The sequence below is a fragment of the Amycolatopsis sp. FDAARGOS 1241 genome, from assembly GCF_016889705.1.
In the GTDB taxonomy this organism is placed as follows: Bacteria; Actinomycetota; Actinomycetes; order Mycobacteriales; family Pseudonocardiaceae; genus Amycolatopsis.
The window spans coordinates 8,631,843-8,644,297 of sequence record NZ_CP069526.1; the positions used below are offsets into that span (position 1 = coordinate 8,631,843).

13 protein-coding genes and 2 pseudogenes are annotated in these 12,455 nt (G+C 70.8%); 7 read left to right on the forward strand and 8 right to left on the reverse strand.

Annotated elements, in window-relative coordinates; all coding sequences use genetic code 11:
- Positions 1–3 precede the first annotated feature (3 nt).
- A complete protein-coding gene (locus tag I6J71_RS41890; RefSeq protein WP_204091906.1) occupies positions 4–801 on the reverse strand; it encodes an IclR family transcriptional regulator in 798 nt (265 codons plus the stop codon).
- A 35-nt stretch (positions 802–836) separates the two neighbouring features.
- Between I6J71_RS41890 and I6J71_RS41895 the strand changes: the two genes are divergently transcribed.
- Positions 837–1,514 (forward strand): MerR family DNA-binding transcriptional regulator, encoded by a 678-nt coding sequence (locus I6J71_RS41895; protein WP_204097513.1) that lies wholly within the window; start codon positions 837–839, stop codon positions 1,512–1,514.
- Here the strand turns inward: I6J71_RS41895 and I6J71_RS41900 are convergent.
- Entirely contained in the window at positions 1,511–1,825 is a 315-nt protein-coding gene (locus I6J71_RS41900; RefSeq protein WP_204091907.1) for an NIPSNAP family protein, read from the reverse strand. The genes I6J71_RS41895 and I6J71_RS41900 overlap by 4 nt on opposite strands.
- Entirely contained in the window at positions 1,822–2,940 is a 1,119-nt protein-coding gene (locus I6J71_RS41905) for a 5-methyltetrahydropteroyltriglutamate--homocysteine S-methyltransferase (RefSeq protein WP_204091908.1), read from the reverse strand. Before I6J71_RS41905 ends, I6J71_RS41900 begins: the two co-directional genes overlap by 4 nt.
- 73 nt (positions 2,941–3,013) lie before the next feature.
- On the opposite strand from I6J71_RS41905, the gene I6J71_RS41910 reads away from it, so the two are divergent.
- Positions 3,014–4,363: a nucleobase:cation symporter-2 family protein gene (locus I6J71_RS41910; RefSeq protein WP_204091909.1), complete on the forward strand. Its 1,350-nt coding sequence runs from the start codon at positions 3,014–3,016 to the stop codon at positions 4,361–4,363.
- Between the two features lie 11 nt (positions 4,364–4,374).
- Here I6J71_RS41910 and I6J71_RS41915 read toward each other — a convergent pair whose 3' ends face one another.
- Positions 4,375–4,953 (reverse strand): hypothetical protein, encoded by a 579-nt coding sequence (locus I6J71_RS41915; protein ID WP_204091910.1) that lies wholly within the window; start codon positions 4,951–4,953, stop codon positions 4,375–4,377.
- Positions 4,954–5,085: 132 nt separating this feature from the next.
- Here I6J71_RS41915 and I6J71_RS41920 point away from each other — a divergent pair, with 132 nt between their 5' ends.
- Positions 5,086–5,850: a rhomboid-like protein gene (locus I6J71_RS41920; protein ID WP_204091911.1), complete on the forward strand. Its 765-nt coding sequence runs from the start codon at positions 5,086–5,088 to the stop codon at positions 5,848–5,850.
- A gap of 124 nt (positions 5,851–5,974) precedes the next feature.
- The gene (locus I6J71_RS41925; protein WP_204091912.1) at positions 5,975–8,377 is read left to right on the forward strand and encodes an EAL domain-containing protein; all 2,403 of its coding nucleotides are present in this window, start codon (positions 5,975–5,977) and stop codon (positions 8,375–8,377) included.
- Between the two features lie 14 nt (positions 8,378–8,391).
- Here the strand turns inward: I6J71_RS41925 and I6J71_RS41930 are convergent, their stop codons facing one another.
- The 3 genes from I6J71_RS41930 to I6J71_RS41940 form a co-directional block, all read right to left on the reverse strand.
- A complete protein-coding gene (locus tag I6J71_RS41930) occupies positions 8,392–9,192 on the reverse strand; it encodes an arylamine N-acetyltransferase (RefSeq protein WP_204091913.1) in 801 nt (266 codons plus the stop codon).
- A gap of 43 nt (positions 9,193–9,235) precedes the next feature.
- A complete protein-coding gene (locus I6J71_RS41935; protein ID WP_204091914.1) occupies positions 9,236–9,580 on the reverse strand; it encodes a YciI family protein in 345 nt (114 codons plus the stop codon).
- A 114-nt stretch (positions 9,581–9,694) separates the two neighbouring features.
- Positions 9,695–10,426: a class I SAM-dependent methyltransferase gene (locus I6J71_RS41940; protein ID WP_204091915.1), complete on the reverse strand. Its 732-nt coding sequence runs from the start codon at positions 10,424–10,426 to the stop codon at positions 9,695–9,697.
- Between the two features lie 302 nt (positions 10,427–10,728).
- On the opposite strand from I6J71_RS41940, the pseudogene I6J71_RS51470 reads away from it, so the two are divergent.
- The 3 genes and pseudogenes from I6J71_RS51470 to I6J71_RS41950 all read left to right on the forward strand — a co-directional run.
- Positions 10,729–10,836 (forward strand): annotated as a pseudogene (locus tag I6J71_RS51470) (hypothetical protein); the annotation flags it as partial.
- Between the two features lie 37 nt (positions 10,837–10,873).
- Positions 10,874–11,173: pseudogene (locus tag I6J71_RS51475) on the forward strand (MFS transporter); the annotation flags it as partial.
- Positions 11,174–11,378: 205 nt separating this feature from the next.
- Entirely contained in the window at positions 11,379–11,930 is a 552-nt protein-coding gene (locus I6J71_RS41950; protein WP_239155572.1) for an MFS transporter, read from the forward strand.
- A 3-nt stretch (positions 11,931–11,933) separates the two neighbouring features.
- Here I6J71_RS41950 and I6J71_RS41955 read toward each other — a convergent pair whose 3' ends face one another.
- The gene (locus I6J71_RS41955) at positions 11,934–12,395 is read right to left on the reverse strand and encodes a hypothetical protein (RefSeq protein ID WP_204091918.1); all 462 of its coding nucleotides are present in this window, start codon (positions 12,393–12,395) and stop codon (positions 11,934–11,936) included.
- Positions 12,396–12,455: the final 60 nt, after the last annotated feature.

Below are 12,455 nucleotides of genomic sequence, written 5' to 3' on the forward strand. Positions count from 1 at the left end.
AAGTCAGTGTGTCTCGCGGTGCGCGTCCTCGGAAAGCCGCAGCGTGCGCGGGGCGCCGAGCGTCCGGGAAATCCCGCGTGCGGCCGCTCGGACGGCGGGCACGAGCGTGAGCGGATCGGTGCCTTCGGCGGGCACGACCACGGAGATCGATGCGACGACCGTGTCCGACGGCCCGTGGATCGCCGCCGCGACGGACAGGGCCGGCAGCTCGATCTGGCCGTCGCTCACCGCGTAGCCGTTGCGGCGGACGTCGGCGAGCACGCGGCGCAGCTGCTCGGGCGAATGGATGGTCTTGCCGGTGTAGCGCTTCAGCGGCAGCGCGAGGATCTGCTCCTGGACGTCGGCGGGCGCGTGGGCGAGCAGCACCAGCCCGACCCCCGTGGCGTGCAGCGGCAGCCGCCCGCCGACGCGCGAGATCACGTTCACCGCACGGCGCCCGGAGAGGCGTTCGAGGTACACGACCTCGGCGCCGTCGAGCACGGCGAGCTGCACGTTCTGGTGCGTGGCCTCGTAGAGGTCCTCGAGGAACGGCATCGCGCTCTCCCGCAGGTGCGCGCCGTGCGGCGCGAGCGACGCCACCTCCCACAGCCACAGCCCGACGCGGAACCGCCCCTCGTCGTCGCGCTGCAACGCCCCGCGGCGCACCAGTTCGGCCGTGAGCCGGTGCGTGGTCGACAACGGCAGGCCGGCGCGGCGGCTCAGCTCGGAGAGCGTGAGCACGGGCCGTTCGGAGCTGAACGCGCCCAGCACGTCCAACACCCGCTCCACGACCGACGGTGGCCGCTCCGCGTTGTGCCGCATGGGCACCAGTGAAGCACCCTTCTAAAGTGGCAGCTGTGCGGCCGACCGACCTCGCGCGCGAACACGGCCTGTCGACGCAGGCCGTGCGCAACTACGAAGAGGCCGGGATCCTGCCCGCGGCCGCGCGGGGTCCGCAGGGGTACCGGTTGTACACCGCCGTCCACGCCCAGGCGCTGCGGACGTTCCTCGCGCTACGGCCCGGTTTCGGGCACGGGGTGTCGGCGCGGATCCTCAGCGCCGTCAACGAAAACGCGTTCGAAGTCGCGTTCCGCTTGATCGACGAAGGGCACGCGGCGCTGCTGCGGGACCGGCGGACGCTCGACGAAGTCGCCTGCGCGCTGGGCGACCTGACCGCCGGTCCGCCGGCGGACCCGGATTCACTGTCCATCGGCGAACTCGCCCACCGCCTGGCCGTTCACCCGGCGACGCTGCGCAAGTGGGAGGCCGCCGGCATCCTCCGGCCGGCGCGCAGCCGCGCCGGCCACCGCACCTTCGACGCGGCCGCGATCCGCGACGCGCACCTCGCCCACCAGCTCCGCCGCGGCGGCTACCCGCTGGCCCGCATCGCGGCGGTCGTCGCGCAGGTCCGCTCCGCCGGTGGTGCGGGACCGCTGGAGGAAGCCCTGCAGACGTGGCGGGCCCGGCTCGACGCCCGCAGCCGTGCGATGCTGACCGGGGCGGCGGAGCTGGCCGTCCACCTGCGCCTGAGCTAGTCGTCGTCCGGGAGCAGCGGGCGCAGGAACGTCCGGCGGTACCGGACCACGCAGCCGGACTCGTCGCGGATGCGGTCGGCCGCGATGAACTCCGGGTCCACCCCGAACAGCGCGCGGTACTGCTCGTACGCGGCGAGGCTTTCGAAGCTGAACAGCGCGCGGGCCTCGTCGCTCGCGCCTTCCGCGGGCAGGAAGTAGCCGTGGTGCGCGCCGCCTTCGCGGGCGACCAGGCGCATCCACGCGTGGGCGAAGCGTTCGAACTCGGTGATCTTCGCGGGGTCGATCACGTAGTCGACCACGCAAGTGATCACCGGCCCCACACCCGTTCCGCCGTCGCCACGATGAGCTCGAGCTTGCGCAGCTGATCGTCGGTGGTCAGCTCGTTGCCTTCCTCCGTCGAGGAGAAACCGCATTGCGGGGACAGGCAGAGCTGGTCGATGTCGACGAAGCGCGAAGCCTCTTCGATGCGCCGCACGAGCGCGTCCGCGTCCTCCAGCTCGGGGCGTTTCGTGGTCACCAGGCCGAGGACCACGCGCTTGCCCGGCGGGACGAAGCGCAGCGGCTCGAAGCCACCGGAGCGTTCGTCGTCGTATTCCAGGAAGAACCCGTCGACGCCGAGTTCGCCGAACACGGCCTCGGCGACGAACTCATAGCTGCCCGAAGCCGCCCACGACGAGCGGAAGTTGCCGCGGCACAAGTGCGTCGTCACGGTCATGCCGTCGGGCTTGCCCCGCAGCGCGGCGTTGATCGTCTTGATGTTGCGCAGGTGCAGCGTGTCCGGGTCACCGCCCATGCGGGCCACGAGCTCCCGCTGCGCCGGGTCGTTGAGGTAAGCGAGGCTCGTGTCGTCGAGCTGCAGGTACTGGCAGCCCAGCTCGCCCATCGCCGACAGCTGTGCCGCGTACGCCGACGACAGGTCGGTGAAGAATTCCTCGAGATCCGGGTACACGGTTTCGCTGACCGCCGCCCGGCCGCCGCGGTAGTAGACCATGCTCGGCGACGGGATCGTCAGCTTCGGCGTGATGCCGGCGTCCACGTGGGACTTCAGGAACGTGAAGTGCTCGGCGAAGATCGGTGCGTCGAGACGCACGCGCCCGTCGACCTGCAGACCCGGCGGGCTGAACTCGAGGTCGCCCGCGAGGTTGTGGAACTTCACGTGGAGGCGTTCGTCGCTCTGCGAAATGCCGCCGAGCGAGTAGATGAAGTCCATGTGCCAGGACGCGCGGCGGAACTCGCCGTCGGTGGCAGAGGAGAGGCCGGCGACCTTCTGCATCTTGACCACGTCGCGGATGGCGTCGTCCTCGACGGCCTTGAGCTGTTCGGTGGTGATTTCGCCCGCGGAGCGGCGCCGGCGGGCCTCGCGCAGGACCGGCGGCCGCAGCAGGCTCCCGACGTGATCGGCGCGGAAGGGGGGACGCGGAGTCATGCTCGCATCGTCACACACAAACCGGCGGTATGCGTCGTGAGAAGATGCGCGGACCCGCGTGAAAGGGCCGCCCATGACCAAACCCGCCCCGCACCCGGTCGACGCCGGGCTGCCCGCCGGCCGGCTGCTGCTGCTCGGCCTGCAGCACATGGCGATCATGTACACCGGTTCGGTCGCCGTGCCGCTGATCGTCGGCAGCGCGCTGAAGCTCGACGCGGCGACGATCGCGTTGCTCGTCAACGCCGACCTCTTCGTCGCCGGCATCGCGACACTGGTCCAGGCCATCGGCATCGGGAAGCTCATCGGGGTGCGGCTGCCCGTGGTGGCGGGCGCGACGTTCACCGTCGTCAACCCGATGATCCTGATCGCCTCGCAGTACGGCCTGCCCGCCGTCTACGGTTCGATGATCGCGTCAGGTGTGTTCGGGCTCCTGCTGGCGCGGCCGTTCGCGAAGATGCTGCGGTTCTTCCCGCCGCTGGTGTCCGGCACGCTGCTGCTCGTCATCGGCGTCTCGCTGCTCGGCCCGGGCGCCGCGATGATCGCCGGCCACGACACGGGAGCGCCGGACTACGCCGCGCCCGTGAACCTCGCGGTCGCGTTCGGCGTGGTGCTGCTGATCGTCGTGTTCACGCGGGTGCTGCGCGGGTTCGTCGCGCAGATCGCGCCGCTGCTGGCGCTGGCGATCGGGCTCCTCGCGGCGATTCCCCTGGGGCTGACGCAGTTCGGCGGCGTCGGGCAGGCGCACTGGTTCGGGCTCGCCGCACCGCTGCACTTCGGCGCACCGACGTTCCCGATCGCCGCCGTGCTTTCGATGTGCGTGGTGATGCTGGTGACGTTCACCGAGTCGACCGCCGACATCATCGCGGTCGGCGAGATCACCGGCCGTCCGGCGTCGGACGCCGACGTTGCCCGCGGCCTCGCGACCGACGGCCTGTCCGCGATCCTCGGCGGCTTCATGAATTCGTTTCCCGACACGGCTTTCGCGCAGAACGTCGGGTTGGTGCAGATGACGCGCGTCCGCAGCCGGTGGGTCGTCGCGGTGACGGGTGGCCTGCTCCTGGTGATGGGCCTCGTGCCGAAGGTGGGCGCCGCCATCGCGGCCATCCCCGAACCCGTCGTCGGCGGGGTCGCCGTGGTGATGTTCGCGATGGTCGCGGTGGTGGGCGTGCAGAACCTCAAGAAGGTCGAGTTCGCGGGCAACCACAACTCGTTCGTCGTCGCCGTGTCGCTGGGTGTGGGGCTGCTGCCGGCGTTCGCGACGAACCCCTTCGGCACGTCCATCTTCTTCCAGCACTTCCCCGCGTGGCTGCAGACGATCTGCGGGAGCCCGATCACGCTGACGGCGATCCTGGCGTTCGTGCTGAACCTGGTCTTCAACCACGTGGGGCGGCCGAAGGACCCGGATCTGCTCACGGCGCCGTAGGCGTCACCGCGTCAGAAGCAGAGAATCCCCAGCACACACGGGGTCTTCGTCGGCGTCGGCTGGTGCGAAGACGACGTGGTCGGCGTCGGCTGGTTCGACGACCCACCACCGCCTGGGCCGGGCTGGGACGTGTCCGTGGGCGTGACCGAAGTGTCCGATGTCGTCGACGTGCCGGGCTCGCTCGCGGACGACGTGGGCGCGTCCGACCCGCGCGGGTTGAGCGGGTCGATGATCGAGGTGATCTTCGGGTCGGCCGGCTCGGTGGTCTCGGCGTCGCCATCGGCCGTGGTGGAACCCTGGCCGCTGCCTTCGATCGTGGCCGGCGGGTTGCTCTCGGAAACGCCGCCGGCACCGTCGGTGCGGTCGGGCATCTCGATGACCTTCATCTCGGTGATGCGTGAGGCCTCGTCGTTCGCGGTGGTGCCGAAGCCCACGAGCACGGCCGCGGCGCCGCAGCCGACGACCACGGCGAGCATCACGGCGACCATCCGCCAGCGCGACCGAGACGGCGGCGGAAGGCGTTCGCCCCAGCCTTCGCGCACGAGCAGGTCGGCGACCGAAACCTCTTCGTCCACCAGCGGGCCTTTCACCAGGAGTGGTCCATTCTTACCGCAACGGCCCACCGAACGGGTGAACAATGACAGAAATTCGGCGTAGCGCGCCTCACTCTAGCGGGTGAGAATCACAGCCCTTTCACAGCTGTCCTTAGCGAAACTCCCAGCATGCCCGGAGATTCTGGAGCCATGCTGCTGCGCGTCCGACAACCGGTCACCATCCGGGACTGGTGGACGCATCGGCACGTGAGCGCAGGCGCCTCCACCCGGGTGGCACTGACCTGGCGCACTGTGGCGCGCAGCGCCGTGAAGGCCCTGCCGAACCCGAAGACCACGCCGTTCACGTTCGGTTACCTCGTCGTCCTGTTCGGCACGACCCTCGTGCTCCGCTTCGCCGACCCCGTCGTCACCACGAAACTGCTGCAGCTGTCGAGCACCGACGCCCACAACCTGTGGCGCCGCCCGCTCACGTCGCTGCTCACCAGCGCCCTCTGGCTCGCCGACGGCGGCTGGCTCGTCTACGCGCTCATCTTCGCCATCGCCATCGCGCCGCTGGAACGCCGGTTCGGCGCCGGCCGCACGGCGCTGGTGTTCTTCTCCGGCCACGTGCTGGCCACCCTCGCCACCGAGGTGCCCGTGATGGCCCTGATCAGCGGTGGTCTGCTCCCGATGACCGCCGGCCGCTGGCTCGACATCGGCGTGAGCTACGGCTTCTTCACCACACTCGGTGCTCTCGTCTTCCTGCTGCGCGGCCGGGCGCGGATCGCCGCACTGGTCGCCATGGAGCTGTTCATCGCGACGGTCTGGGTGTCCGATTCGCCGGAAACCCTCGATTCCGTGGTCACGGTGCTCGGCCACTTGTGCGCGGCCCACTTCGGCTTCTTGTACTGGGGCCCGCGGTTGACCCGGCCCGCCGTACCGGCGCCGGCCTAGGGATTTCGCGGAGGCCGAGCCCGTCGGCACGTGATATACGAAGGTTCCCCAGCGCATATACAGAGAGATCCGTCGGTGGTGTAATCGACGGGCCACACGCCGACACAGGGGGACCGCACGCACTATGGAGGCCGACGCCCCAGCCGGCGGGCCGGCGGACGACGCCGGAACCGTCGCCTGGCGCGCCCAGCTCGCGCGCCTGCCCCGCGCTTCCACTGCGGGCCTCGTCGGCGTTCCCGCAGATCTCGCCGAGCTGGCCGACCGCTACCGCGTGCTCGTGGACCTGAGCACCGACGCCACCTGCGTCCACGAAGCCGGCGTGCTCACCTACGCCAACCGCGCGGCGCTCGACCTGCTCGGCGCGCGCTCGGCCGCCGAGGTCGTCGGCCGGCCGGTCACCGATTTCGTCGTGGCCGACCAGGACCGCGTGGGCGAGCCGGCCGATACCGTCGCTGCCGTGGTGAAACGCGTGGACGGCAGCAAGTTCGTGGTCGAGACCGTTTCGGTGCGCACCGGCGACGCGGTGCAAGTCCTGATCCGCGACGCGGGTGTGGCCGGCGCGCTGAAATCGCAGGCGGCCGTGGTTTCGCACGTCAGCGACGCGGTCGTCGCCACCACGCTCGAAGGGGTTGTGACCAGCTGGAACCCCGCGGCCGAGACGGTCTACGGGTGGCCGGCCGGGGAAGCACTCGGCCGTCCGGTGCGGGAGGTGCTCGGCGCCGACCTGAACCCGCGCGAGGTCCGGCGGGCGGGCGGGGTCGTGCAGCAGACGCACCACCACCGCGGGGGCGCCACCCTGTTGATCCGGGTTTCCGCAGCTGAGATGAATGACGGCTACGTCCTCGTCTGCGCCGACGAAACCGCGCGCCGCCGAGCGGAGCAGCACTACCGCACGGTGGTCGCAGCGCTCGACGAAGGTGTGCTGGTCGTGGGCCCGGACGGCCTGATCGAGTCGGTGAACCCGGCCGCGAGCCGCATCCTCGGCGCGGCCCCCGAAACCCTCATCGGCGTGCCGTGCTCCACGCTCGTGCTGTTCGACGAGTCAGGCCACCGCATCCCCGAAGACGAACTGCCCTCGATCTCCACCCGCCGCACCGGGATCCCGCAGAACGGCCTCATCCTGCGCCTGCGCCGGCCCGACGGCCGCGACGTGTGGGTCTCGCTCACCTCCCGGCTGCTCAACACCGACGACCCGGTCGGCGTCTCCGTGGTCACGTCGTTCACCGACATCACCGAGCGCCGCGCGATCAGCGCCCGCCTGGCCCACGACGCGACCCACGACCCGCTGACGCGCCTGGCCAACCGCACGCTCGTGCTCGACCGGCTCGACCGGCGGGGACGCTCCACCCCGGCCACGGTGCTGTTCCTCGACCTCGACAAGTTCAAGGTCATCAACGACTCACTCGGCCACTCCGTCGGCGACCAGGTGCTGCGGATCGTCGGCGAACGGCTGCGGCGCGCCACCGCGTCGACCGACGTGGTGGGCCGCTTCGGCGGTGACGAGTTCGTGGTCGTCACCCGCGGCGCCACGAGTGAAGCCGAGGTGCGAGCGCTCGCCGGGCACCTGCGCTCGGTGCTCGCGGAGCCGATTTCGGTGCGCGGGCGCGAGCTGCACGTGGACGCGAGCATCGGCATCGTGCTCGTCGGCCCGGGCGACCAGCGCAGCGCCGAAGACCTGCTGCGCGACGCGGATGTCGCGATGTACCAGGCGAAAGCGCTGGGCCGTGGGCGTTACGAGTTCTTCGACGTCGCCCTGCGCGAGCGCATGCAGCGGCGGCTGCGCATGGAGCAGGACCTGCGCAATGCCGTCCACGGCGGACAGCTGTGGCCCGCGTACCAGCCGGTGGTCGACCTGAGCAGCGGCGAAATGGTGGGTGTGGAAGCGTTGCTGCGCTGGACGCACCCGAAGCACGGCGCGATCTCGCCCGGCGAGTTCATCCCGCTGGCCGAGGAGAGCGAGCTGATCAACGAGCTCGGCAAGCTCGTGCTCCGGGACACCACAAGAGAAGTGGCGGAACAGCGGGCGGCGCTGGGACTGGACCTGTCGCTGAAGGTGAACCTCTCCGTGCGGCAGCTGGAAGACCCGCAGCTGGTGCCGGCGGTCCGCGACGCGCTCGCGACCACGGGCCTCCCGCCCGGCGCGTTGTGCCTGGAAGTGACTGAGAGCGCGTTGATGCGCGACGAAACCGCCGCCGGAGAAGTGCTGGTAGCCCTGCGTTCCCTCGGTGTGCTGCTGGCCATCGACGACTTCGGCACGGGTTACTCGTCGCTCGCCCAACTGCGCCGGCTGACCCTCGACACCCTCAAGATCGACCGTTCCTTCATCACGGGCATCGCCGAATCCCGCGACGCGGCGGCGATCGTCGCGAGCATCATCACCATGGCGCACGCGGTGGGGCTCACCGTCGTCGCCGAGGGCGTCGAATCGGCCGAAGAGCTGTCCCTGCTGCGCGAACTCGGCTGCGACCAGGCCCAGGGTTACCACCTGGGCCGTCCACTGCCCGCGGCCGAGCTCTTCGGCCAGTAGCCGCCGCCCGCTGGTCAGTACACCTCCAGCAATGCTTCGAGCTCGTCTCGCACGAGCTCGATGTCCAAGTCCTGCAACGTCTTCTCGAGATCCTGGGGTTCGATCGTCCGGGTTTCGCCGCTGCCGTCGGGGCGTTCTTCCGTGAGTTCGCGCCCGAGCAGGCGCCGGAAGCGGCCCGGTTCGAGCCGCATGATCACCAGCCGCCCGGTGAACGGCGAGTTCGGGTGCGTCGACGTGTAGTGGTGGAAGACCTCGTAGTCCAGCGGTTCACTGTGGACCTTCGGCAGGAACTCGTGCAGGTCGTCCCAGCCGTCGTCGGTCCGTTTCTGCAGGATCCACCAGCCGTCGCGTTCGACGAGCCGGTGTGGCCAGCCTGCCTGGTCCACCACGGCGCCGTCGGCGAGCGGCATCGGCACCAGGATCCCCGCGCCGAACCCGACGTCCACGAGGTGCTTCGCGCCGTCCACGGTCACGATCAGGGTCATGTGCGTGTACGGCCCGCCGCGCCGCGGCTGCACCCGCGCGGCCGTCCGCTGCACCTCGTACCCCAGCCGCTCGGCGACGGCGGCGAAGAGGCCGGCCTGTTCGTAGCAGTAGCCCCCGCGCCGCCGTCCCACGAGCTTCTCACTCACCACGTCGAGCCCGATCCCCCGGTGCCGCTTGAGCACGACGTCCACGTTCTCGAACGGGATTGTCTCCACGTGCGCCCTGGCCAGCGCAGTCAGCGCGGCGGCCGAAGGGTTTTCCTCCGGCCGCCCGACCCGCCGCAGGTACGCGGTAAGGTCCACCGCGCCGATGTGCCACTCCCCGGTCATGGTGACCAGGGTGCAACCTCGACCATGGTGCAGGTCAAGGCCGTCAGGCCTCGAACACGATCGGCCGCACCTCGACCGCGGTGTACTTCGCGTCCGGGATCTCGGCGGCGAGCTCCACGGCGCGGGCCTCGTTCTCGACGTCCACCACGTAGTAGCCGCAGAAGAACGTCTGCCCCTGGCTGGCCAGGCCCTGTTCGCTGCTCGGCTTCCCGTCGCGCACCCGCACGGTCTTGCTGCTCGCCGGCTCGCCCAACGCCTGCGTCCCGACGATCTCGGCGGCGTGGCGCTTGAGGAACGCGCCGTGCCCGTCGCCGATCTCCTGCTTGGCGGCCTCCGGCAGCGTCTCCCACAGGGCGGGGTCCAGGTGGAGGGTGAGTGTGTACTTCATGGTTTGCTCCTTCGTCCATTGGTGCCGGTTTCGCCGAGGAGTCGGAGCGGGCGCGGACTTCCGGACACGCCTTCCCAGCCGAATTTCGATGGCCGATCAAGCCGTTGCCGCCGCCTACGCCCGGCTGGTGATCAACCGGAAGCCCACGTCGATCTCCTGCTGGTCCAGGAGACCGGCGTGGTTTCGGTGCCAGGTCCCGTCCGCGAGGTCCCGCTTCAGTTTCGTGATACCGCGCCAGACGGCCTCCGGGTCGGTCTGCGCGAACGCCGAGGAGTTCCGCCGTACCCGCTCGTCGAGGTACGCCTCGGGCCTGCGCCAATACGCCGGGAAGACCCCGTCGGTGAAATCCCACGGCACGGGCAGCACCTCGATGCGGTCCGCCCCGAGCTCTTCGGCGATCTCGTCGGCTCCCGGCCGCCCGCGCTCCAGCCCGGCGATCTCCGGCACGTACTCCCGCGTCACCCAGAACTCGACGTGCTTGCGCGGGTCATACGCGAGCACGACCTGCTTGCTCGCGATCCGGCGCAACTCCGCCAGCCCGCGCCGCCAGTCCGTCCAGTGGTGCACGGTCAACACGGCCAGCGCCACCTCCGCCGCGTCGTCCCTGACCGGCAACCGCTCCGCCACAGCCTGCACCGCCGGCGGCGTCGCGCCACGCTGCCCGATCATCTCGAGCGACGGCTCGACCGCGAGCACCGTCGCGCGCGGCTCGTACGACCCCGTGCCCGCCCCGACGTCCACCACGACGCCGGCGGTTCCGACGGCATCGGTGATGCGCGCCATCCAGCGGGGATCCGTGCGCCTCCCGCGCGAGTAGTCGCGTCCGATTTCGTCGTAGACCGTCATCTCGCCCCCGGTTCCGCCACCACGCCGGGACGGGTACTCCCGAAGTGCTGGGTGTAGTCGCTTGCAGCACTTCGGTGCCCGCGTCGGCGACGCGCGCGGGGGCCGGTTCTCCGCCGCGCGTCCGGGTACCCGCAGCCGATGACCGACGCGAAGTTCGAGAAGCTGCCGCTGGTCTCGCTGTGCTTCGACTGGTTCATGGTCATCGTCGACGCGACGATCGTCAACGTCACGTTGCCGAAGCTGGGGGCTGAGTTCGGGACGACGGTCGCGGGCGGCAGTGGGTGGCCGACGCGTACACGGTGGTGTTCGCCGCGTTGCTGTTGTCCGCCGGGTGGTTCGGGGATCGGCTCGGGGGACGCGTGGTGTTCCGGACCGGGCTGGCGGTGTTCGTCGTGGCGTCGCTGGCGTGCGCGCTGGCGCCGAGCCTCGGCGCGCTCATCGCGGCGCGTGCGGTGCAAGGCATCGGCGCCGAGGCTTGGTGCCCTCGTCCCTGTCACTGGTTCGCCCAGTTACGACGACCGGGAGCGCGCCCGGGCGATCGGTGTGCGGGCCATGGTCGGAGGTGTCGCGTCCGGGTGCGGTCGGTTGCTGGGTGGTGTGCTCGCCGGCACGCTCGGCTGGCGCTGGCTGTTCGCGGTGAACGTGCCGATCGGCGTCGTCGGTCTGCTGATGGTGTGGCGCCACGTGCGCGCCGGCCGGGACCGCGCCCGCCGGCGCCGGTTCGACGGCTGGGGTCAGGCCGCTGCGGTCGTCGCGCTGGTGTGCCTGACGGCGGCGTTGGTGCAGGCGGGGCAATCGGGGCCGGGTGCGCCGGGCACGCTGGCGCTGTTCGCCGCGTTCGTCGTGGGGGCGGGGTCGTTCGTGGTGATCGAGCGGCGCGGCGCCGACCCCATGCTGCTGCCCACGCTGTTCCGCAGCCGTTGCCGTCTCGGCGACGACCGTGGGCCTGTTGATGAATCTGGGTTGCTACGGGCAGCTGTTCATCTTGACCCTCTACCCCCAGCAGGTGCGCCAGCTCTCGCCGCTCGTCACAGGTTTGGCCCTGCTGCCCCAGACCGGCGTGATCGCGGTGGGTTCGTGGGTCGGCGGCCGCCTCACCGCCCGCTTCGGCCCGCGGTTGCCGATGTTGATCGGCCTCTCAGTGGGCGCAGCACGGTTCTTCGCGCTGACCGTGGTCCACGAGGGCTTCTCGTACCCGGCCCTGGCCGCCCCGATCGCCGCTGCGGGCATCGGCATTTCGTTCACCATGCCCGCGGCGACGGCTGCCGTCGTCGAAGACGTGCCGCCCGAACGCGCCGGCATCGCCTCCGACGCCCTGAACGCCGGCCGCCAGGTCGGCGGCGCGCTCGGCATCGCCCTGCTCGGCTCGTTCGTCGGCGGCGCGTTCCTCCCGGGCTTCCGGCTGGCCGTGGTGATCGCCGGCGTCACCTACGTCCTGGCCGTCGCGGTGGCGACGCTCGTGCCACGGCACGTCGAGCAACCGCTGGTGGCCGCCCGGTGGTGAGCTTCAGCCCTCTTCGCGCTGCCGCCAGGTGGTGACCTTCCGCTCGTGCCGGCTGTCGAAGTGCGCGTCGCGGCGGGCCTGCCACGGGGACATCTCCAGGCGGCGCAGGACGTGGAGCTGTTCGGTCGCCTTGACGACCTCGAAGCCGGCCGCGGTCAGGATCGTGGACATCGAGTCGCGCATCGTGGTGTGGATCGTGGTGCGCAGGCGCGTGAAGGCGGCGAGCTCCGCGCCCTTGCCGAACGGGTCGTCGCCCCAGGCGTCGTGGGCGGCGTCGCGGAGGATGGCGTGGGTCTCCCAGCCGACCGTGACGCGGTTGCCCGCCACGTCGATTGCCACCTGCGCACCCGCCGTACCCGGCGGCGGGTCCTCCGGCGTCACCGGCAGCCCGGCGGCCGCCAGCTCGGACCTGACCTGGTGCGCAATGCTCCGCAACGACAGGTGGCTGAAGTCTTCTGGCGCCATACCACCCATCCTCCCCCGCAACCGGCGATCATGGGGCACCCGCTCGAACCGACACTTCAC

Coding starts and splice junctions, on each gene's coding strand:
- I6J71_RS41935 (WP_204091914.1), bottom strand. CDS start 9,580: ATGAAGTACACACTCACCCTCCACCTGGACCCCGCCCTGTGGGAGACG.
- I6J71_RS41905 (WP_204091908.1), bottom strand. CDS start 2,940: ATGACTCCGCGTCCCCCCTTCCGCGCCGATCACGTCGGGAGCCTGCTG.
- I6J71_RS41955 (WP_204091918.1), bottom strand. CDS start 12,395: ATGGCGCCAGAAGACTTCAGCCACCTGTCGTTGCGGAGCATTGCGCAC.
- I6J71_RS41940 (WP_204091915.1), bottom strand. CDS start 10,426: ATGACGGTCTACGACGAAATCGGACGCGACTACTCGCGCGGGAGGCGC.
- I6J71_RS41890 (WP_204091906.1), bottom strand. CDS start 801: ATGCGGCACAACGCGGAGCGGCCACCGTCGGTCGTGGAGCGGGTGTTG.
- I6J71_RS41925 (WP_204091912.1), top strand. CDS start 5,975: ATGGAGGCCGACGCCCCAGCCGGCGGGCCGGCGGACGACGCCGGAACC.
- I6J71_RS41930 (WP_204091913.1), bottom strand. CDS start 9,192: ATGACCGGGGAGTGGCACATCGGCGCGGTGGACCTTACCGCGTACCTG.
- I6J71_RS41920 (WP_204091911.1), top strand. CDS start 5,086: ATGCCCGGAGATTCTGGAGCCATGCTGCTGCGCGTCCGACAACCGGTC.
- I6J71_RS41910 (WP_204091909.1), top strand. CDS start 3,014: ATGACCAAACCCGCCCCGCACCCGGTCGACGCCGGGCTGCCCGCCGGC.
- I6J71_RS41950 (WP_239155572.1), top strand. CDS start 11,379: ATGAATCTGGGTTGCTACGGGCAGCTGTTCATCTTGACCCTCTACCCC.